The 22,215-nt window shown below is 42.5% G+C and carries 21 protein-coding genes; 2 read left to right on the top strand and 19 right to left on the bottom strand.

Features of this window, described 5'->3' with window-relative positions; all coding sequences use genetic code 11:
* Nucleotides 1–64 precede the first annotated feature (64 nt).
* From VIM89_RS13160 to VIM89_RS13080, 17 genes are all read right to left on the bottom strand, one after another.
* The gene (locus tag VIM89_RS13160; RefSeq protein WP_488156623.1) at nucleotides 65–340 is read right to left on the bottom strand and encodes a hypothetical protein; all 276 of its coding nucleotides are present in this window, start codon (nucleotides 338–340) and stop codon (nucleotides 65–67) included.
* 97 nt (nucleotides 341–437) lie between these two features.
* Complete coding sequence (locus VIM89_RS13155; protein ID WP_488156622.1) at nucleotides 438–1,013, bottom strand: DUF420 domain-containing protein; 576 nt, start codon at nucleotides 1,011–1,013, stop codon at nucleotides 438–440.
* Nucleotides 1,014–1,104: 91 nt separating this feature from the next.
* Nucleotides 1,105–1,803: an SCO family protein gene (locus VIM89_RS13150; protein WP_488156621.1), complete on the bottom strand. Its 699-nt coding sequence runs from the start codon at nucleotides 1,801–1,803 to the stop codon at nucleotides 1,105–1,107.
* Entirely contained in the window at nucleotides 1,803–2,156 is a 354-nt protein-coding gene (locus tag VIM89_RS13145) for a cytochrome C oxidase subunit IV family protein (RefSeq protein WP_488156620.1), read from the bottom strand. The genes VIM89_RS13150 and VIM89_RS13145 overlap by 1 nt, the downstream gene beginning before the upstream one ends.
* 11 nt (nucleotides 2,157–2,167) lie before the next feature.
* Nucleotides 2,168–2,875 carry a cytochrome c oxidase subunit 3 gene (locus VIM89_RS13140; RefSeq protein ID WP_488156619.1) on the bottom strand — a complete coding sequence of 236 codons (708 nt, stop codon included), beginning with the start codon at nucleotides 2,873–2,875 and terminating at the stop codon, nucleotides 2,168–2,170.
* Between the two features lie 21 nt (nucleotides 2,876–2,896).
* Entirely contained in the window at nucleotides 2,897–3,481 is a 585-nt protein-coding gene (locus VIM89_RS13135; RefSeq protein ID WP_488156618.1) for a cytochrome c oxidase subunit 3, read from the bottom strand.
* Between the two features lies 1 nt (nucleotide 3,482).
* A complete protein-coding gene (gene cyoE / locus VIM89_RS13130) occupies nucleotides 3,483–4,352 on the bottom strand; it encodes a heme o synthase (RefSeq protein WP_488156617.1) in 870 nt (289 codons plus the stop codon).
* Nucleotides 4,349–5,407 (bottom strand): COX15/CtaA family protein, encoded by a 1,059-nt coding sequence (locus VIM89_RS13125; protein ID WP_488156616.1) that lies wholly within the window; start codon nucleotides 5,405–5,407, stop codon nucleotides 4,349–4,351. The genes cyoE and VIM89_RS13125 overlap by 4 nt, the downstream gene beginning before the upstream one ends.
* Before the next feature lie 143 nt (nucleotides 5,408–5,550).
* The gene (locus tag VIM89_RS13120) at nucleotides 5,551–7,437 is read right to left on the bottom strand and encodes a cytochrome c oxidase subunit I (RefSeq protein ID WP_488156615.1); all 1,887 of its coding nucleotides are present in this window, start codon (nucleotides 7,435–7,437) and stop codon (nucleotides 5,551–5,553) included.
* A 15-nt stretch (nucleotides 7,438–7,452) separates the two neighbouring features.
* Nucleotides 7,453–8,640 (bottom strand): cytochrome c oxidase subunit II, encoded by a 1,188-nt coding sequence (locus tag VIM89_RS13115; RefSeq protein WP_488156614.1) that lies wholly within the window; start codon nucleotides 8,638–8,640, stop codon nucleotides 7,453–7,455.
* Between the two features lie 47 nt (nucleotides 8,641–8,687).
* Nucleotides 8,688–9,953 (bottom strand): quinol:cytochrome C oxidoreductase, encoded by a 1,266-nt coding sequence (locus VIM89_RS13110; protein ID WP_488156613.1) that lies wholly within the window; start codon nucleotides 9,951–9,953, stop codon nucleotides 8,688–8,690.
* 14 nt (nucleotides 9,954–9,967) lie between these two features.
* A complete protein-coding gene (locus VIM89_RS13105; protein ID WP_488156612.1) occupies nucleotides 9,968–10,552 on the bottom strand; it encodes a c-type cytochrome in 585 nt (194 codons plus the stop codon).
* On the bottom strand, nucleotides 10,536–11,072 hold the full coding sequence (locus VIM89_RS13100) for a DUF3341 domain-containing protein (RefSeq protein WP_488156611.1): 537 nt from the start codon (nucleotides 11,070–11,072) through the stop codon (nucleotides 10,536–10,538). The genes VIM89_RS13105 and VIM89_RS13100 overlap by 17 nt, the downstream gene beginning before the upstream one ends.
* A 2-nt stretch (nucleotides 11,073–11,074) precedes the next feature.
* Nucleotides 11,075–12,547, bottom strand: coding sequence for an NrfD/PsrC family molybdoenzyme membrane anchor subunit (gene nrfD, locus VIM89_RS13095; protein ID WP_488156610.1), 1,473 nt, complete (start codon nucleotides 12,545–12,547; stop codon nucleotides 11,075–11,077).
* Between the two features lie 23 nt (nucleotides 12,548–12,570).
* Nucleotides 12,571–15,618 carry a TAT-variant-translocated molybdopterin oxidoreductase gene (locus tag VIM89_RS13090; RefSeq protein WP_488156609.1) on the bottom strand — a complete coding sequence of 1,016 codons (3,048 nt, stop codon included), beginning with the start codon at nucleotides 15,616–15,618 and terminating at the stop codon, nucleotides 12,571–12,573.
* Nucleotides 15,619–15,656: 38 nt separating this feature from the next.
* Nucleotides 15,657–16,940, bottom strand: a complete 1,284-nt coding sequence (locus VIM89_RS13085; RefSeq protein ID WP_488156608.1) for a c-type cytochrome — start codon at nucleotides 16,938–16,940, stop codon at nucleotides 15,657–15,659.
* Nucleotides 16,941–17,195: 255 nt separating this feature from the next.
* Nucleotides 17,196–18,176, bottom strand: a complete 981-nt coding sequence (locus VIM89_RS13080; protein WP_488156607.1) for a deoxyhypusine synthase family protein — start codon at nucleotides 18,174–18,176, stop codon at nucleotides 17,196–17,198.
* 127 nt (nucleotides 18,177–18,303) lie between these two features.
* On the opposite strand from VIM89_RS13080, the gene VIM89_RS13075 reads away from it, so the two are divergent.
* Nucleotides 18,304–19,446, top strand: coding sequence for a BamA/TamA family outer membrane protein (locus VIM89_RS13075; RefSeq protein WP_488156606.1), 1,143 nt, complete (start codon nucleotides 18,304–18,306; stop codon nucleotides 19,444–19,446).
* Nucleotides 19,447–19,541: 95 nt separating this feature from the next.
* Here VIM89_RS13075 and VIM89_RS13070 read toward each other — a convergent pair whose 3' ends face one another.
* Nucleotides 19,542–20,327 (bottom strand): O-methyltransferase, encoded by a 786-nt coding sequence (locus VIM89_RS13070; RefSeq protein WP_488156605.1) that lies wholly within the window; start codon nucleotides 20,325–20,327, stop codon nucleotides 19,542–19,544.
* A gap of 47 nt (nucleotides 20,328–20,374) precedes the next feature.
* Here VIM89_RS13070 and VIM89_RS13065 point away from each other — a divergent pair, with 47 nt between their 5' ends.
* Nucleotides 20,375–21,235, top strand: a complete 861-nt coding sequence (locus tag VIM89_RS13065) for a transglutaminase-like domain-containing protein (RefSeq protein ID WP_488156604.1) — start codon at nucleotides 20,375–20,377, stop codon at nucleotides 21,233–21,235.
* Nucleotides 21,236–21,303: 68 nt separating this feature from the next.
* Here VIM89_RS13065 and VIM89_RS13060 read toward each other — a convergent pair whose 3' ends face one another.
* Nucleotides 21,304–22,209 carry an alpha/beta hydrolase gene (locus VIM89_RS13060; protein WP_488156603.1) on the bottom strand — a complete coding sequence of 302 codons (906 nt, stop codon included), beginning with the start codon at nucleotides 22,207–22,209 and terminating at the stop codon, nucleotides 21,304–21,306.
* Between the last annotated feature and the right edge of the window lie 6 nt (nucleotides 22,210–22,215).

The raw sequence follows: 22,215 nt of genomic DNA, 5'->3' as shown, positions 1-22,215 counted from the left end.
ATAACAAAAGAATCAAGTGTGAATATCTGAAATTTATTCACGAAAGCAAAAAGACAAGCAAGTCTTAGTTCAAATTTAATTTCTCGTGACGAATGTTCAGATCAACATTCTTGCGACGGTATTTTTTGTACCAGATGTAGCCAACAATAGCCACTGCCAGGTAAGGCGCAGCCAGTAAATAAACGATACCGTTATTGAGCCCGTGAGTTGCATTGCTTCCGCTTTTGTTGTTAGACTCTACCGCGGTGGTACACATAGCGCACTGCGCCTTCACGCCAACAGAGCCTAAAATCATCAGGCTAAAAGCAACCGAAACCAGGAAAATTCTAATGCTTTTCATCAATGCAAAATTACATATTTAATTCCGGATTTTCGATTTCGGATTTTATTTATAACATTCGATAATCTTTATTGTTCAAATAAGCCTAATGTAAGGCTTATCTAAAAGGATAATACGGCGCTATCATAAAGTAAACGATCACACCGGTAATGGTAACATACAGCCAGATCGGGAAGGTCCATCTTACCAGCTTTTTGTGTTTCTCTACCTGCATTTGTAATCCGCGGTAAAAGCTTAGTAATATTAGCGGCAATACACCGGCGGCCAGTATAATATGAGAGGTCAGTATCACATAATATACGTAACGGATATTCCCTACTGTAGCTTTTTCATCGGGTGATAAAATACCATCGCCATTTATGTCTCCAAACCTGGTTTCAGGATTCAGATAGTGGAACAGAATATAGGAAACAAGGAAAAGTGCCGATAAACAAAAAGTGACAATATTGATCCTTTTATGAACGGTAATATTCCCTTGCTTGATGAAGTAAAATGTGGTGAGCAATAAAATAGTACAGGTGCCATTTATTATGGCATTCAACTTAGGCAGATAAACAATGAACGATGGAATAGTTGCAGGCGCGGGTATCAAATGCCGGTTTAAAATAAGCACCACCAAAAACACAAATATGGATACGGCTGCAACGAAACGGATTATGAATTTATCGGACATATTTTTTAATTAGTGAGTTAGTGAATTAGTGAGTTAGTGAATGAATTTTCCTTAGTTAAATCGCTCATTCGCTAACTCACTAATTCACTCATTAATACAATGGTGTATCTTTTGCAAGCAATTCTTCTGAAATAAGCACCTTGATCTCATCATTCAGACGGAGCACATCTGGCATTGACGCACCTGAATAATAGCCCCTTATTCTTTTATGCGAATCGATCAGGATCATTTTGTCCGAGTAGATGAAATTATCTTTATCTACTTTCAATGCATTCACCAAAAAACCTTTACGTGCCAACGGATAAATAGTGCTTGTATCGCCTGTCAGGAAAAACCATTTGGCAGAACCCGGAAACTTCTTTGAATATTCCTTCAATACCGGCGCTGTATCCCTGTCGGGATCAACTGTTATCGAAGCAAAATAGATCATCTTGTTTTTCACCCAGGCTCTCGATAAGCTGTCCATATTGGCATTCATCGTGGTGCAGATATTGGGGCAGTTGGTATAAAAGAAATTGGCTATAAATATTTTGTCGTCAAATGTTTTAAGCGACACCGGCTTTCCATCTTGATCTGTTAATGTAAAATCACTCAGGGTATGATAAATGGTATCCGGAACGTCTTTCCCCTTAGCACGATGAGTGGTTTTGGCTATCTCTTTCGGTCCAAATTTTGCAAGAGGATGATATCGGTTTTTACCCTTGACGGTTAGTAAATAATATAAAAATCCCGGTAGAGCTAAGATCAATACCAGGATTAATATTTTTTTTATTAAGCTTAATTTGCCCATTAAAATGCTCTCAGATCAATCCAGTGGTGGCTTTCATTTGTAAGTACCAGGATTAAACCGATGATAAACAAAACAGGGACTATAATTGCAAACACTAAACCAATTCTTTCGAATTTTAAGTGCATAAAATAAGCAACGATAAAGAAAGCCTTGAACAGCGTCAGTACAATATAAATAGGATTTGCCCAGTTAATCGGTATGTGATGACCAGGTACAAGCCACAACGCTATAATAAACTCGATTACTGTTATGCCTAATAAGATGAAAAATACATTCCAAATTCTTCTTTTGGTCATGGTGTCATGCTCGGCATGCTCATCATGATGTTCTGTATGAATAGTTTCTGATGACATACAATAATTTTTTAAACTAAGTAAAAGAAAGTAAATACGAATACCCAAACCAGGTCTACAAAGTGCCAGTACAGGCCAACTTTCTCTACCATCAGATAACTGCCGCGTTTCTCGTAAGTTCCCTTTAAAACGTTGATGGTAATAATGATATTGATCACCACACCACTAAATACGTGGAAACCGTGGAAACCCGTTATGGTAAAGAATAGGTTTGCAAATTGATGCGCATACGTCGTCGATATCGGTCCATGGAAAAGCTCCTTTAACGTTTCCACATTCGGGATCGATCCCCACCAAAAGCCTTCGCTATGTAAGTGTGTCCATTCCAATGCCTGACATCCCAGGAACATTAAACCACCAATGATGGTTCCGATCATCCATCCTATTACTTCCTTTTTAGCATTACGGTGACCGGCTTCAACTGCCAATACCATAGTAACAGAACTCATGATCAGGATAAAGGTCATTAAACCCACAAATACCAGTGGTGCATCTTCGCTCACATAAGGGAAAGCCTTGAACACCAGGTCCGGTGCAGGCCATGCATTCGAACTAAAACGTAACGCTCCGTAAGAGATCAGTAATGAAGAAAAAGTGAAGGCATCCGAGAGGAGGAAAAACCACATCATCATTTTGCCATATTCAACTGCGAAAGGTGATCTGCCACCCGCCCACGGCGTTGTCTTAACTTCGTCAATTTGTGATACAGTTGTACTCATTTGTACTAAATTGTTGGGTTATTAATGTTGGTTCAAAAGTAAAAAAACATATAGATATATCCATATAATATCAAGAAAATGCCAAAATATTGAGGATATTTCCATTCGGTATAAGTTTATCGCCTGTGGCTTATTGCGATAGCTTGTTATCAATGCTCCCAGCAGGAACATCAAGCCCGCCAAAATGTGCACAATATGCACGCCGGTCAGGATATATATAAATGAACGCGCTGCATTCGGATTAACAAAATAGATCCCCATTTTGTTAGTCAGGATGTACCAGCCGTCAAATTGTATAGCGCAAAAAGCAATGCCTAAGGCAAATGTTATCCACAAAAAAAGGCGTTGTTTTTCAAATTCCAACCTTTTTGCGGCCCTCGACGCTAAAAATAATGTTAAACTGCTAATGATAATTACCGCCGTACTGTATCTGAATACATCGGGTAATATCACGTTTATTCCGTGCCCTTTGCCGCCCACGTATACGATGAACCCGCTGGTAAACGCAGCGAAGATCATAAACGAAGCGAAAACAAACAGCCACATCACAAATTTTTTTGGTGCCAGGTTCAACCTGTCTTTTTCCTGTTGTATTTGAGCCATCATCTCACTTTCCTAAAAAATCAAATAAAAACATTAACTGTACTATCGGTAAATAAAAAAACGAACCAAACATCAGCTTTTGTGCCGATTTGATATCGCGCTTAATTAAAAGCATAAAACCGAGGTACAAAAATACTAAACTGCACGCTAATGACACGCCAAAAACCCAATATCCTCCGTAGCCATAAATAGTTGGCAACAAACTTACCGGTAGCATGATCACTGTACTGATGAAAGTAATTATAGCACTGCCCAGATCGCGTTTGCCCGTAGGCAATAATCTGAAGCCTGCCAGTTTATAATCGTCATCCAACACCCAGGCAATTGCCCAGAAATGCGGGAACTGCCACACGAACTGGATTCCAAAAACGATCAGTGCTATCTGGTCCACAGTCCCATAACCGGCTACATAACCAATAAACGGAGCTAAAGCACCTGGTATCGCTCCTACAAACACGGCTATTGGCGAAACGCGTTTTAACGGCGTATAGGCAAATGCATAGAATAAAATCGAAAAAACTGATAACAAACCAGTAGGCAGGTTCAAGCTACCTAATAAATAAGTACCTGCTATAGCCATACCCAAACCCAGGATCAACGCCTGCCCAGTAGTCATGTGACCGGACGGAATAGGGCGATCTTTGGTGCGTTTCATCAGTTTATCATAGTCTTTCTCTATGATCTCGTTGAAGCAGTTGGCAGCGCCTGTTACAAGGAATCCGCCCACGATCAGCATGCCCCAATGCATCCAATTGATGTGGCCATGATTCTGTGCGTTGGCTTTACTACCTATCAAAAATGTGACTGATGCGGAGAACACCACAAGAAATGTCAGCCTGAATTTGATCAGCTTTGAAAAATCTTTCCACTTCATTTGCTTACCCCCTGTCCATTGGCCGACCGGTACAGGTTCAGCATTAAATAAAACTGTGCGCCAAACATTAAGCTGGCCAGCAAAATATGCGATGCCTGCGCAAGCGGCGGCAACGAAAGGTACGAAAGAATAATACCCGTTACGATCTGCAGCATAATGATCAGAAAATTAAAGCTCATTAACTGCTGCTGAACTGAATGCCTGCTGAAATGACGGCGTATCAATGCGTAAAGCATTATGTTAACGGCCAAAACTAATAATGCCACATCGCGGTGCTGAAGGAAAATCTGGCCCGCGCTGTTCACCCAGCCATCGCGATAGCCGCGTAAACGGGTGGATACTGCGTCGATCTTTTCTCTTACTTCTGTGCCGAAAACAATCTGAGCCACAGATATAATTAGTGCGATCAGGGTAATGATATGGATGATAGGCGTAGTTTTCAATTTCGGCTTACCGTTTGTTTTGGCCATATGGTAAGTCAATATGGCTATAGCCAATATTGCCAATGCCAACATCATGTGTACAGTTATAGTCCAGGCCACCAGGTTAGTAGACACTACGATAGAGCCAAACCACGCCTGGAAACCAACCAGTATGACGTTGAAAATACTTAGTACAACTATCGTCTTGCTTACTTTTCTGTAACTGAATGCATAGATCGCTGTAAAAAGTAAAGCCATACCCGTTATTTCGCCCAGCAACCTGTTGATATACTCTGTCCAGGTTTTGGCGGCGTTGAACTCTTCGGGTACTAATATGGATTTATCCTGGCGCAAGCGGGTAGCGAGATCGCTGAAACCGAATACATCTAATGTTTTAGCAAAGCGTTGATTTTTTGCCAAACGCTCCGTAACATATTTCTGTTTGTAATCTTTGGGAAGTTGAGAAACATTGGTAGGTGGTACCACGCATCCGAAACATTTTGGCCAGTCGGGGCAACCCATTCCTGAACCTGTGCTCCGTACAACTCCTCCGGCAAGTATCAATACAAAAAGCAGAACAATTGTGATAAGATTGATCTTTTGGAACCTTTTTTGGGATACTGCTATATTCATTTATATATTCTAAAAATTTAGGGTACCTGTTAGGGAAATAATTCCGGCACAGATACCCTAAAAGCTAGATCGTTGTTAGTTAATCAGTTAACCAGTTAATCAGTGATTGGTTAATTAGCAATCTATTCACTGCTCACCACTCACTATTTTACTTCTTCACTTGATTTTTGCGTCTTTGCCCATTCATTATACTGCTGAAGCCCGGCAGGATTATCTTCGAAATCATGAGGTAAGTTAGAGCTCATGGTTTCCGATAGTGGAGTAGTCTGCAAAATAAAATCTGCATCATGTCCTGGCTTGCTGTAGTCATATGGCCAACGGTAAACAGTTGGTATTTCACCTGGCCAGTTACCGTGGATATGTTCTACCGGAGCAGTCCATTCAAGGGTATTGGCATTCCATGGGTTCTGGCTTGTTTTCTTACCAGCGAATATGGAATGTATAAAGTTGTATAAGAATGCGATCTGTGCTAAACCTGCGGTGATTGCCGCCCAGGTAATAAAGGTGTTAACAGATAACCAGCGGTTAAATGCAGGGAACTCAGTCATTGCATAGTAACGGCGTGGCACACCGTCAAGACCCATAAAGTGCATTGGGAAGAATACCAGGTAAGCACAAATGAATGTTAACCAGAAGTGCAGGTAACCTAATTTTTCGTCCATTAACTTTCCGAACATTTTAGGGAACCAGTGGTAGACGCCCGCAAGCATACCAAATATCGCTGCCGAACCCATTACCAGGTGGAAGTGGGCAACAACGAAGTAGGTATCGTGCAGGTTGATGTCCAATGCAGCGTTACCCAGGAATATACCTGTGATACCACCTGAGATGAAGAATGACACCATACCAATTGCAAATAACATAGCCGGAGTGAAACGGATATTACCGCGCCACAATGTTGCCAGCCAGTTGAAAGTTTTTACTGCAGATGGTACCGCAATGATCAACGTCGTGATCATGAACACACCACCTAAGAATGGGTTCATACCGGTTACGAACATGTGGTGACCCCAAACGATGAACGAAAGAACGGTGATACCTATCAGCGAGTAAACCATCGCATGGTAACCGAAGATCGGTTTACGAGAGTTTACCGCTATAACTTCCGACGATATACCCATCGCCGGCATAATTACGATATATACCTCAGGGTGGCCCAGGAACCAGAATAAGTGCTGGAACAAGATCGGGCTACCACCTTCGTAAGGCATAATTTTACCGTTCAGGATAATGTCTGATAAATAGAAGCTTGTACCAAAGCTACGGTCGAAAATCAATAACACGACACCTGCAACCAATACCGGGAATGATAATACACCAAGTATAGCAGTCAGGAAGAAGGCCCAAACTGTCAATGGCATTTTCCAAAGGTCCATCCCTTTGGTACGCATGTTTAATACCGTACTTACGTAGTTGATACCACCCATCAGTGAAGATGCGATGAAGCACACCATACTGATCAGCCACAAGGTCATACCTAATTCAGAGCCGTTCATTGCTTTTGGCAACGCTGATAACGGAGGATAGATAGTCCAGCCGCCGCCTGCAGGGCCTTTCTGAATAAAGAATGAGGATAACATGATCACACTGGCAGTAAAGAAGAACCAGTATGAAAGCATATTAATGAATGGTGAAGCCATATCACGAGCACCTACCTGTAATGGAATTAACAGGTTACTAAAAGTACCGCTCAAGCCGGCTGTTAACACGAAGAATACCATGATGGTACCGTGGATAGTCACCAGCGACAGGTAGAACTGCGGATCTAAACGGCCGTTAGGTGCAAAGCGTCCCAATAAAGTTTCCAATAAAGGGAAGTTCTTATCAGGGTAAGCCAGCTGGATCCTGAAAAGGATAGATAACAGCATCGCAATAACCGCCATCGTAATACCTGTGATCAGGAATTGCTTAGCGATCATTTTGTGATCCTGGCTAAAAACGTATTTGGTTATAAATGTATCATGATGATGATGTTCGTGGTCGTGATCGTGACCCGCTACTCCATGATCGTGAACTGCTAATGTTGACATAATCCCTATTCTTGATTAATTATTTAATGCTATCCTGTTCTCTGCTGCCTTGTTTGGCTGTGATGCATCCGCAAGATGCAATTCTTTCTTTATCTGATCGGTCAGGTAAGGTTTTTGCCTTGCCATCCAATTTTCGTATTCAGCCTCGCTCACCACACGAACCACTTTTTGCATGTTGTAGTGACCGCCACCGCAAATTTTGTTGCAATACAGCAGGTATTCAAATTTTGGGTCGTCCAGCCTGTTGCGCATATCGGCAGTAGTAATGGTCGGTGTAAATTTGAAGAAAGTTGGCAAGCCCGGTACAGCGTTCATCTGAACCCTGAAGTGTGGCATGTATACGCTGTGGATCACATCCTGAGCGTGAATGTTAATACGAATCTCTCTGTTTACCGGTAATACCAATGTATCGGCCTTTTGGTCATCAAAGCTATTTCTGTCTTTGAAATTTACGCCAAGGATGTTATTCGGAGTATACAATTGATAGTTAACCTCACCTAATTTGCCATCTTTACCAGGATAACGAATCTCCCATGCAAACTGGTGACCGGTTATATCGATATTGATATCATTTTTTAGATTGTCAGTATTGGTAACTGTTCTCCAGGTGAAGAAACCGAACACCACCAATATCGTTAACACGATAGCAGGGATGATGGTCCATACCTTTTCAATAGTGTTATTATGCGGATAATAGTAACCTTTGCGTTTGTCTGAACCACGGTATTTGAAAAGGAATACCCACAGCAATATCTGCGTGATAAAGAACACAAACATGGTGATTATTGTGGTTGTCCAGAACATAAAGTCAATCTTGACACCGTGCTCTGAGGCCGACTCAGGAAGGATCATATTGCCCTGAACAGTAAATGACCAGTAAACGCCATACATACTTACCACCAGGAATATCAGGCAGATAACACCAATGATGTTATTCCAGTTCATACCTTTTTTACCCTGCATTTGAAGGCTAAGGTCATATACCTTTAACACCTTACCTATTACTGCTACAACAACGCAAGCAAGCAATACTAATAGCACATAGTATCCTACGCCGAGCCACATGTCTGCTTTTGACGTTGAATCTGCAGCTTTCGGATCTGCACCGGTACCCTGCGCCAGTAATACATTCGTGCCGAACAGCATGAACGCAGCAACAAGCGAAAGAGCTTTTTTAGAGTTTATTAATTTTTTGAATCCCATTTTTAATATCCGTTTGGTATTCTATATATCCGTTGTAAAATTAGCAATTATATGTGGTGATGCAGGCTTTCTTCCAGGAATGGGTGCTTCTTTGGAATAAGTGATTTGTACTTACTCAAAGCAGTCATTACACAGAAGGTGAACAATCCGGCAAAACCGATGAAGATACCTGGCTCAAGCAGGCTGAACTCTGTATACCAGTGTTCTTTAGGACCGATAGTTCCCGGCATGATCATTTGCCAGTAATCCAGCCAGTGACCAATGATCAGAATAATACACATTATTTTGATGGTACCTTCGTAGCGTTTTGAGTCGCGTGACATCAGCACTAATAAAGGTGTTGCAAAGTTGATCACAATATTCAGCCAGAACCAAGGCATAAACTGTGGCTCCCATCTTCTGAAGAAATAAGCAGATTCTTCAGGGATGTTAGCATAATAAGTTAACAGGAACTGAGCAAACCAGGTGTAAGTCCAGAAGATAGAGAATGCAAACATGAACAAACCTAAGTTATGAATGTGATCTGTAGTGATCCATGACATGTAACCTTGTTTCCTCAGGGTAATAATGATCAATGCCATTACTGCTATACCGCTTACCCATAAACCTGCCAGGTTATACCAGCCAAACATGGTTGAGAACCAGCGTGCTTCCAGAGACATAATGGTATCGAAAGCAAATACCGGAATGCTAAAGCCAAATAATACCAGGAATACAGCAGATATTGTAAAGCTCTTGTTATAGAATTTCATTCCGCCCAGGTCATCCTCGGTGTTCGAGTATTTGGACAACAGGTAGCCGAATATGCTGTAGCAAATGATCATTGCTGCAATACGGCTAAGGAAATACGGTTTATTTAAGTAACCTTCTTTACCGGCGATCACGTGATCGTATATGCCGCTGCCTTTAATGTGCAGATCTTGTGTTGCCCAACGAGCATATAAATAAGGCTGAACGTGATCTTTTCCGTCGATATTAACGGTATGAGTCATTGACAAACCGGCAACGATGATTATGAATAAGATCACACCTGCGATTGGCAATACTTTACCAAAGGCCTGCGGTACGCGCAATATCGAAGCTGACCAGCCTGCCTGAGCTGCATATTGTATAGCGCAGAACATTACACCGGCTGCACATATGCAGGTAAAGTAATAGCCAACCAGTAACAGGTTGTCAAAAGTTTGCTCGGCATGGTTCGTCAGAAACCCTGCTATGATGGTAATAACACCTATAACAATAGCAATCAAACTCCCGGTTTTTAGCTTCCCGGTAAATTGATATTGTTCGTCAAAACTGTTATGAGTCTTCATCTAAATACTAATTCTTATAAAGTTTGTAAATGGTGTACGTACATAATTACTTTCCAGCGCTCTTCTGGTGCAAGTTGCGAAGCGTAGGAACCCATTGCGTTCACACCATAAGTGATTGTATGGTATATTTTACCATCGGTCAGGTCTTTCATGGCACCACCGCGTGATGATTGTCCTTTTGAATAAGATGGTGGTGGCGGGAATCCGTGAGCAACAACTAAACCGTCACCCTGTCCAGTCATACCGTGGCATGGTGAGCAAAAATGCTCAAACAATACCTTACCTTCTGCAAAGTTGGCTTCGGTTTGTGGCAGCGGGTTTTTTACCTCTGTGCCAGCCAATTCATAGCCATCTTTGGTATTTGGATAATCAAAAGTTACAAATCCAACAGGAATAGTACCCTGAGGTGGTTTTTGTGCCGTCTTGCCATCCTTAAAGTTAGGATTAGGCTGATCGGGATCATACGCAATATGTTCGTACATATTGGGGGCGTATTCCCATCCGGTGCTCCTTTTGTCTTTGCACGATGAAATTACAACCGTAGTGGCAACAGCAACTGCCGCAATGCCCAATATCTTTATTTTATTCATAGCTAACATATTTTCTGTCGTTATGCTTAATTTCTACTGCCCCTGCTTCTTTTAAAATGTTGGTGATGTCTTCGTGAGGGATATTTCCTTTGGCATCAATTGCAATTACAAAGCGGTCATCAGTTGCTCTGAAATCCATTACCCGTGGCGCGCGGCCCGGGAAAAGGTGTGTTGCAAAGAAGAAGGTAATCGTCATACCGAATGCGGTAAACAATACGGTCCACTCGAAAGTTACAGGGATAAAATCCGGCACTGCGAAAGCTGGTTTACCACCGATGTTCATCGGCCAGTCGTGTACCAGGAAGTAATAAACCAAACTGAAGATGGTGGTACCACCTAAACATCCAAACATAAAGGCAGCAAAACCTAAGCGTGATGGCTTAATTCCTAATTTAGCTTCAATGCCGTGGATAGGCATTGGCGTATACACGTCGTAAATAGGAACGCTGTTCTTTTGTAATTTGTCAATCCCGTGCATCATTACATCAGGATCATCAAAAAGACCTAGTATAAATTTAGTACTGCTCATTATTATGCTTTTTCATATTGAGACAGTTCAACACTGTCAAATTTGGTTAATGACTCTTTATAGAATTCAGCATGGCTTGGATCAACATGGCCATCTTCCATCAGCTTCTTCTTAGCCTGCTCGCTTGAGCTCTTCAGCAACAATTTCACTTCGGCCATTGCAATTGAAGGGGCAACACGGATGAACAACAGGAACAAGGTGAAGAACACACCGATCGATCCGATGAACACGCTCATATCAACCCAGGTTGGATAGAACATTGCCCAGCTGGAAGGGATGTAATCGCGGTGCAGTGATACTACGATGATCACAAAACGTTCGAACCACATACCGATGTTTACTACGATTGACAGTACCCATGAGATCGGAATGTTTGTTCTTACTTTCTTGAACCACATCATCTGCGTCATCAGTACGTTACAGCCGTACATCATACAACCTGCCCACCAGTACGGACCAACGAAACGGTTTAAGAATGTATATCTTTCATACTCGCCGCCTGAGTAGTAAGCGATGAAGAACTCAGTTAAATAAGCCACACCTACTATCGAACCGGTTACCAAGATGATCTTGTTCATTGATTCGATATGGAACATGGTGATGTAATTCTCCAATCCCAATACCTTACGTAACACTAATAAGAGCGTTTGTACCATTGCGAAACCAGAGAAGATCGCACCTGCAACGAAGTAAGGCGGGAAGATAGTAGTATGCCAGCCCGGTTCCAGTGAGGTTGCAAAGTCCATGGATACTATCGTGTGTACCGAAAGTACCAGTGGGGTTGATATACCTGCCAGGATCAGGGACACCGTTTCAAAACGCTGCCAGGTTTTTACTGAACCTGTCCAGCCAAATGATAGTACCGAATATATTCTGCGGCGGATACCGGTTGCACGGTCACGGATGGATGCCATATCCGGCAATAAACCTGTGTACCAGAACACTAATGATACCGAGAAATATGTCGAGATCGCAAATACGTCCCAGATAAGCGGTGAGTTGAAGTTAACCCACAGTGAACCGTACTGGTTAGGGAATGGCAACGAGTAAACAGCCATCCAAGGGCGGCCCATGTGCGCTACGATATAGGTAGCGGCGCAGATTACCGCGAAGATCGTCATCGCTTCTGCAGAACGGTTAATCGAGTTACGCCAGTTTTGACGGAACAATAAGAGGATCGCCGAGATCAGGGTTCCGGCGTGACCGATACCTACCCACCACACGAAACCGGTGATGTCCCAGGCCCAGCCGATTGTTTTATTTAAACCCCACGAACCGATACCGTACCAAAATGTCCAGCTTACTGCAAACACCCAAAGGCAGGCAGCCAATGATGCGACAGCGAAACCAATCCACCATGCTTTGGTAGGCATATTTTCTACCGGCTTCAACACATCATTCGTAATCTTAGCATACGTGATGTCGTTACCGGTAATTAACGGTTCCCTTATTATTGATTCATTATGAGATGCCATATTCTATATCTCTTATCTTATTATTAAGCTTCTAACTCAGTATTCGTATTTCTAACTTTTACCTGGTAACCAATACCTGGTTGTACGTTCAATTCTTCAAGCACATAGTATGTTCTTTCACTCTTCAATGCTTTTGAAACTTCTGAGTTAGGATCATTTCTGTTACCGAATACTATCGCGTTGGTAGGACAGGTTTGCTGACAAGCCATTTTAACCTCACCGTCTTTTAAAGGACGTTTCTCGATCTTAGCCTGCAGTTTACCAGCCTGGATACGCTGAATACACATTGTACATTTTTCCATCACACCACGGAAACGGGTAACCACATCAGGGTTAAGCACCAGGTGCGTATGTTCGTTGATCAGGTAGTTATCGAAACGTGCGTCGTTCCAGTAGTTGAACCAGTTAAAGCGGCGAACTTTGTACGGACAGTTGTTTGCACAATAGCGGGTACCCACACAACGGTTATAAGCCATCATGTTTATACCTTCTGATGAGTGAACGGTGGCCAATACCGGGCAAACTGTTTCGCAAGGTGCGTGGTCGCAGTGCTGGCACAGCATAGGTTGATACACCACCTGTACATTATCAAGGTCTTTCAGTTCTGAAATTTCCTGTTCTTCAGTTATCTCTTTACCTTCTTCAACGAAGCTGTAGTAACGGTCGATACGGATCCAGTGCATTTCACGACGGCGGCGAACCTCGTCACGACCTACAACAGGAACGTTATTTTCAGCGTTACAAGCTACCACGCAGGCGCCGCAACCGGTACAAGCGTTCAGGTCAATTGCCATAACCCAATCGTATGCAGGGCGCTCATAAGCATCCCACAGATCTTCGTATGGTTTATGTTTTCTTTCTTCACCGCTGCTTGATGAAGGATCTTTCTGATATTGTTTGAATGTAGTATCGCGGATCACATCACGACCTTCGATTGAATGGTGCGTTTGTGTTTGCGCTAATATGACGATATCGCCTGTTTTAGTCAGAGATGCTGTTGAGGTTCCCTGGAAAGTTCCGTTAAGGAATGTTTGGAAAGGGAAAGCATTTTTACCCACACCGTTAGCTACCGGTCCGGCCATCGTACGACCGTAACCAACTGCTACCGAGATAGTGCCTTGTGTTTGGCCAGGTTGTAATAATATTGGCAATGCTACAGAATAACCATGAGCCTCAACAGTTACGATATCGCCCTGAACATAACCCAGTTTCTTCATGTCAGTTGGCGACATGGCAACAAAGTTATCCCAGGTAACTTTTGATACCGGTTCAGGCATTTCCTGTAACCATGGGTTGTTGGCACGTTTACCATCGCGGATAGCAACGTTCTGGTATAATTCCAGTTCAAACTTACCATCGCCTGCTGCAGTGCGGCCGCTTTGGTTAATTATGGTTTGTGCTACACCGTTCAGGTCACGGCTAAATGATTGCGCGCTGGCAGGTTTTGGAGCAACTTTTACAAAACCAGTTTGTAAAACTGCTTCCCAGCCTTTCAGGCCAGATTGCAAGCCACCTTTTGGTTGTAAATTTTTATCCCAGTTATTTCTTACGTAGGTATAGTAATCTTTAACCGCGTTGTCAGACCATAATAATAGTGACTGCTCAGCCTGGCGGGTATCATATACCGGGTTGATAGTCGGCTGAACTACGGTGTAATATCCTTCAATTGCATTTCCGTCACCCCATGATTCAAGGTAATAGTGGTTTGGCGCAACTACAGTACAAAGTGATGCAGTCTCGTCATTACGTTCTGAGAAAGATACGGTCAAACGAACTTTCTTTAAAGCAGTTTTGAAAGCTTCTGCATTATAGTAATCATAAGCAGGGTTTGTATTCAGGAAGAATACCGCGTCAACTTCGCCGCGGCTCATTTCAGCTACAAATTCTACAAACTCAGCATCGTTACCTTTATATTGATTTGAATAATTATCCAGATCAATAGTAGTTCCGTAGCTGCCTAATTGCGAGTTGATAGCATTCACCAACACCTGAGTAGCTACATCATTTGATCCGCATACTACCAAAGCTTTGCCTTTTGCAGCTTTCAATTCAGCAGCAGCTAGTTTGATTGCTTTGGCAGCGTTAGTATTTCCTAATGCTTTTGTTCCCGGTAAAGTAGTTCCTGCTATTTCATTGTACAGGTTTACCAGTGCAATACCTTGTTCTGATGGTTTGATCAGGATACGGGTATCAGCATTTGAACCGGTGTTGCTCATTCCAGATTCAAACTGGATATGACGCGACATCTTTTTATTCTCCAGTGATTTGTTATTACGGTTCTGAACATATTGGCCCTGGTACTCAACAGGTGAGATCCATGTAGCTAAAAAGTCAGCTCCGAAACTTACGATCACGTCAGCTTTATCAAAATTGTAGTGAGGAACTACCGCTTTACCAAAGCTGTTTTGGTTAGCCTGGATGATACCGGTATAAGATACCGCATCATAAGTAACGTGTTTGGTATTCGGATAAGCACCGATAAAATCAGCAATTACAGCCAGAGTAGAAGGGCTGTGAATAGTTGACGATACGATCCTGATCTTTTTACCGCCTGCTTTAACAGCAGCTAATTCATTTTTTACGAAACCATCCAGCTGATCCCAGGTTGTATCATTGCCGCCGCGGATTGGGTTCTTTAAGCGATTGTAATCATACAGGTCCAATACTGAAGCTTGTGCCTGCGCGTTCAAACCACCTTTTGACAGCAGGTCGTTCGGGTTACCTTCAACCTTGATAGGGCGACCTTCACGGGTTTTAACCAAAATAGCATGACCTTCATAAGAAGAAACATAGTAGTTAGGTACACCCGGGGTTACTTCCTCTGGTTTAATTAAGTAAGGGATAGATTTGTGTACGGGAACTTTCTGACAAGCTGCCAGCGTAACTGCACCAACACCAAATCCAAGTGCCTTTAAAAAGTCGCGGCGTGGGGTTTTGCTTGACAAACCACCGCTGCTCAGAACGTCCTCGATCGGAATAGGCTCGGCAAATTCGTGTTTATTTTTCTCAACAAATTCCGGGTCGCTGTTTAGTTCTTCTAAACCTTTCCAGTATTTTTTATTGCTGTCCATTTAAGCTATATAAACTGTAATGTTTCTCAAATTATTTATTAATAGTGGCACTTGCCGCACTCTATACCGCCCATCATGGCCTCAGTTACTTTACCGCCTTTTCTGATCAGCTCGTGAACCTGCTCCATCTTTTCGTAGTAAGCGTTGCCTTTGATGTTGATCTCAGTACGTTTGTGGCACTGGATGCACCATTTCATAGTAACCGGTGAGTATTGATAAACTTCTTTCATGGTTTCAACCGGGCCGTGGCAAGTCTGGCATTTCAGGCCCTGTACTTTCACATGCTGTGAGTGGTTGAAGTAAGCCAAATCAGGCAGGTTGTGAACGCGTACCCACTGGATAGGATGCATCTTGGTGCTATCGTATTTCTGAGTAGCCGGATCGTAACCCAATGCATCATAGATCTTAGCGATCTCAGCAGATGGCTCTTTGGCTCCCATTCTTGTAGTAATTACCTTGTGGCAATTCATACATATATTTAATGAAGGGATGGTTGCGTTTTTAGATTTGTATGCACCGGAGTGGCAATACTGACAGTTGATCTGCATTACACCAGCGTGCAGATCGTGTGGAAATTTAATAGGTTGAACCGGTTGATAACCTGTGTGAACGTTGGTGTTCCACAAAATAACCCATGTCCAGCTGCTGCAGAATATCGTTCCACATAGTAACACAAAGAATACGAATTTCTTATTCTTGATAAGCATTTTCGCTAACAAGAGTCCTTTGGAAGGACCTGCTTCCTCTTCAGCAGCAACTTCCTCAGGAGCAAGTGCCGGCCTGTTAGCAACCAAACGCTCTAAAGTGCTGATTACCTTGTTTAATACCAGGATTACAATGAAGGCAATGATGATCACACCGATCAGACCAAAAACAACAATGTTGCTTGGACCTGTTTCCTGTGCGGCAGCAGCGCCGGCGGCAGGAGTAGCTTCTTTTTCTTTTTTGTACTCGGTACGTACATAAGCAATAACGTTTGCAACATCACCGTCAGACAGGTCGCCGAAAACAGTCATGGCAGCCCCGTTGAACTCATTGTAGATCTTAAGAGCTTTAGGGTCTTTAGCCGCGATCAACGCCTGGTTGTTCTGGATCCATTTGGTGAGCCACTTGTCATCAGTTTCAGCTTCCAGTGTAGGACCAAGAGCCGGACCAATTACTCGTTGATCCAATTTATGGCAGGCTGTACATTTGGCTTTAAAGATGGCCTCGCCTTTAGAAGCATCTCCCTGGGCATAGGCTGTGAGTCCACAAATAGCAAGACCTGCTATTAAGATAACTTGTCTTGAAAATTGTTTTAAAATCAATGAGATACTTCTCATAAAGCGTATTTGTGCTAAATAGTTTTGTAGTTAATATATGAAAATAGACAAATCAAGTGTGTTTTAACCCGCTTTTTCAGGCACAAAAGTAAAATTTATTACAGTATGGCTGACAAATTAATGACAGTAATATCTAATTTATAATCGTTCTAAATAAATGAGAAAATTAGGTTTTAGATTGAAATTTGGCTGTTTTTACTTATGTGAAATCAACTAGGTTTGTTAATACAATATTACCTTTTTTTTATAATAAAATTATTGTTTTAATATCCAGGCAAAAATAAGCGGAGCAACTATGGTTGCATCAGATTCGACTATAAACTTAGGTGTATTGATATCCAGCTTACCCCAGGTTATCTTCTCGTTAGGCACTGCCCCCGAGTATGACCCGTATGAAGTGGTTGAATCAGATATCTGGCAGAAATAGCTCCAGAACGGGATATTTTCCATTTCCATATCCTGGTAAAGCATCGGCACAACACATATCGGGAAGTCGCCCGCGATACCACCGCCTATCTGGAAAAAGCCTATTCCTTTACCTTCTGAGTTTTTAACATACCAGTCGGCCAGCCATGCCATATACTCGATACCGCTCTTCATGGTAGTAGATTTTATCTGCCCCTTGATCACGTATGAAGCGAAGATGTTGCCCATGGTTGAGTCTTCCCATCCTGGTACAACTATCGGCAGGTTCTTTTCGGCAGCTGCCAGCATCCATGAGTTTTTCGGGTCGATCTCATAGTATTGCTCCAGTTCGCCGTTCAGTAAAATTTTGTACATGAACTCATGCGGGAAGTAACGCTCACCCTTGTCATCAGCATCTTTCCATATTTTATGAATATGTTTTTGCAAACGGCGGAAAGCTTCTTCTTCGGGGATACAGGTATCGGTTACGCGGTTGTAGTGGTTTTCTAACAGATCCCATTCGTCCTGCGGACTAAGGTCGCGGTAATTCGGAACGCGTTTGTAGTGTGAGTGGGCCACCAGGTTCATGATATCTTCTTCCAGGTTAGCGCCGGTGCACGAAATAATAGCAATTTTATCCTGGCGGATCATTTCGGCAAGAGAGATACCTAATTCGGCAGTGCTCATTGCGCCTGCCAGTGTCACCATCATTTTGCCGCCTTCGGCCAAATGGGTTTCATATCCTTTGGCTGCGTCCATTAATGCGGCAGCATTAAAGTGCAGGTAATTTTTTTCAATAAACTGAGAGATTGGTCCTCGTGTGTTACTCATGTTTCAGCTGTAATGTGTGGGCGCAAAATTAGATATTTTGTTTAATCTGGTTGTTAAATTTCAAAATTACCTTTCGGGGTAAACAACTATGCCGAATTTGAGTTTTATCTTCGCGCCGTTGCAGCCTATGAAAAAACTATTTACCGTACTTATTTTTTTACTTAGCGTATTTCACGCAAACGCCCAGATAAAATGGCTGCCCAAGTTTATCAATAAGATGTATTTTGATAACGACAGCACCAAGCATAGCAGCTTTGTTGTGTTGCCGGTATTGAGTTCTGCCCCTGAAACCGGTGTAGAAATTGGCGGAGCGGGCCTATACTCCTACTACAGCGATACCAGCCGAAAAAGCTTTACTAAAGTCTCCAATATATATGGATACGCTACGGTTACCACAAAAGGTCAAAGCCGTTTCAGTTTAAGTACTACTTATTTTTCACCAGCGAATGAATGGCATGTATATTCTGCTATTAGCTATATTCATTTCCCCTTTAACTTTTATGGTATTGGCAACAATACCCGTAAAGCTGATGGCGAACTGGTGGATGAAAAACGTTTTAAATTCAACCTGGATGCTGAGAAATTGATCACCAAGCAATTGTACGCCGGTATAGTCGCGGGAGGATTTAATTACAAATATGCCAATGCTGATCCGGCGAGTTCGTTTTTTGAGACTGATCCGCAAGTTCAGGACAGATCAGGAGGTGCAAGTGTATTTATCGGACCAAGTTTGATATTCGATACACGCGACAATAATACCTATACTACTAAAGGCACTATCATCACCGCTTATTATAACCTCATGCATGGCATTTTAAGCAACAATAATTACGTGGGCGGGTTTTTGAATATAGAATATTCTCAATTTTTCAAATTGAGCAAAAAGTTTATTCTGGCAGTAGACATACAGGAACAAAGCCTTACTGGGGGACAATCACCCTTCTATCTGCTTCCGGAACTAGGCAGTGACGAGATGATGCGCGGTTATTACAACGGCCGTTACCGCGACCGCAACTTTATTGCCGGGCAAACCGAGCTGCGCTATCGCATCTGCAACCGTATTGGCATCGTAGGTTTCTTAGGAACCGGCGAAGTGGCGCATGGTGATTTCTCTATTAATACCTTAAAACCAAATTATGGAGGTGGTGTCCGTTATTTCTTTGATACCGAAAAAGGGCTCAGCATTCGTGCTGATTATGGTATTGGTGAAAAGGTGGCCGGTGAGGCAAGGCAGAGCGGGTTTTATATCGGATTGGGACAAGCGTTTTGATGTGCAAATGTGCAGATTAGTAGATGTGCAGATGGCTTTAACTTTATTTCTTTTTTATCATTTGCACATCTGCATATTCGCACATCTGCACATCCTCAAATCTTCACAATAAAATCCTCTTTCACCTGCCCTTTTTTAAAGTACACCAACCCTATCCAGAAAAGATCAACAGTCACAGTAACCTGCGGATGCGCTTTTATTTGCGCCCAGGCTTCTTTCATGCCTTCGCTCCAGTAAATGTCGTCGAATATCAGTAAGGTATTTTCGTGCACTTTGGGCAGGCACCAATCAAAATATTTCAGCGTTGCATCTTTTTGGTGATTACCATCTACAAAAACGAAATCAAGTTGATCTAAATTGTCGATCACTTCTTTTAATGTATCATCGAAGTTTCCGATTACCTGCTTTATTCCATGAATGTTAGATTTCTCAAAAACCTCTTTTGCAGCATTTGCAGTTTGAGGGCAGCCTTCCAATGTATACAATTCGGCTTCAGGTGCAGCGCTTTTTAAATATAAAGAGGTCGTGCCAAGGCAAGTTCCCAGCTCGATCATGTTTTTTGGTTGCTGATCTTTTACCAGACGATAAAGCAATTGGGCCAGTTTGGGTGGTTTTAGAGCATTTTTGGCGATCTCGCTTATTTTCTTCTGCTTATTATTATTGACTAGCGATCCTGCACCCAGATCAGTTACAGTTATCATCCTGGTGTCAGAAAGCAGTTGCGTACGAATGCCTTCTATATCATTATAAATATCTTTGCGTTTATAATCGTAAATAACCTCATCTAACAGCCTGTAAACAAAAGGCGAATGTGTTCCGTGCCTGTTATTACCCCTCAAGCGATGCAGCAGGTAGTCCTTCGCGAACCTAAAATTTAACATGGCCGTAAAAATAGACAAAGGTTTAGTATTTTAGCTTACATAGAAATATGATAGACCCTAAAGAGATCAATTCCCTGATAAAACTGCTTGACGACCCCGACCGGGAAATATATGAGCATATCCACGATAAAATTCTTTCCTACGGCGGCGAGGTGATCGAATACCTTGAGTCGGCATGGGAGCAGGCTTTCGACCCAATACAACAGGAACGCATTGCCAACCTGGTGCACGAGATACAATTCAGACTGGTAAAAGACGAACTGAAATTATGGTATCATGGCGGCGCTTTCGACTTACTGCAAGGTGCGCTGATCATCAACAAATACCAATACCCTGACCTGGATGAACAAAAAGTGATCAACCAGATCGAGGCAATCAAGCGCGATATCTGGCTGCAGATGATCTATGACAGCAGTCCAGCGGAGCAGGTGAAGCTCATCAACCATGTTTTTTACAACATACATGGCTTTAGCGGCAATACATCCAATCACCAGGATCCGCAAAATAGTTACCTGAACCAGGTTTTGGAAACAAAGAAGGGCAACCAGATATCATTAGCTATTATTTATTCCATTATCGCTCAAAAGCTGGATATACCAGTTTATGGCGTCAACCTGCCGCAACACTTTATCCTGGCTTATGTGGATGAAACGAGAGAAAGCGAATTTGAAGGCGGGGTTTTATTTTATATTAATGCCTTTAACAAGGGATTTATCTTCGGTCGGCGGGATGTGGATATGTTCCTGAAGCAATTGAACCTGAAAGCGGAAAAGCAATTTTATGAGCCTTGCTCAAATGCAGATATCGTACGCCGCATATTGCGTAACCTGATCAGTGCTTACGAGAATTTGGGATCGACGGATAAGGTGGCGGAGTTGAATGAGTTGTTGGAGATAGTTAATCAGTGATCTGTTAACCTGTGATCAGTGACCGGTTAATCTGTGTAATCTCACTTTATAATCGGTGTAATCCCTAATCAAAAGCCATTTTCTGCCATCCAATTCGCGCCCCACTCAAACCATTTCCCTTTGTTTTTAGGGTTAGTCATACCAAAACCGTGACCGCCTTCCTGGAAAAGGTGCATCTCGGCCTTTACTTTATTGTTTATTAAACCATCATAAAACAATAAGGCATTTTGAACGGGTACAGCGTCGTCATTTTCTGCGTGTACCAAAAAGCATGGCGGTGTATCCGCGTCTATTTGCTTTTCATTGGAGTATAGATCAATTAGTTCCTGCGACGGGTTGTTACCGATCAGGTTTTTGCGTGAACCTGCATGCGCAAATGGCCCGAAGGTTATAACCGGGTAAATGAGCATCGCAAAATCAGGTCGCAGGCTGATATTTTTTTTATTAGGTATTACCTCTTTCTTAAAATGTGTCGCCAGTGTCGATGCCAAATGTCCACCTGCCGAAAAGCCGATAATACCAATTTTATCAGGCTTTATGCCCCATTCGGCGGCCCGCTCACGTACTATTTGTATTGACCTTTGTGCATCCTGTAACGGTCCAATGGTTTTATCAACCATGATTTCGTCACTCGGCAAACGGTATTTTACGACAAAAGCCGTGACACCAATTTTGTTGAACTCCCTGGCAATGTCTTCCCCTTCGTAAGTAATCGTTAAATTGATATAACCACCGCCGGGAAATACGATAACTGCAGTACCGTTAGCCTTGCCCTTTTCCGGAAAGTATGGCGTGATCGTCGGGTCCGTTACCTGGCTAATACTATACCCTTCCCTTTTCTCAAAATAAGTAGCCGGTGCCTTTTTTGAATTGGGCACGCCATTAGGATAAAGCGGAATTGGTTTTTCCTGTGCGTTAGAACTTGAAGAAAATAGCATAGCTGCGCCGAACAATAAGCAGATGTTTTTTAGCATGGTTAA

Source organism: Mucilaginibacter sp., assembly GCF_036568825.1.
Classification (GTDB): domain Bacteria; phylum Bacteroidota; class Bacteroidia; order Sphingobacteriales; family Sphingobacteriaceae; genus Mucilaginibacter.
This window is presented reverse-complemented; position numbering and strand designations above follow the sequence as displayed.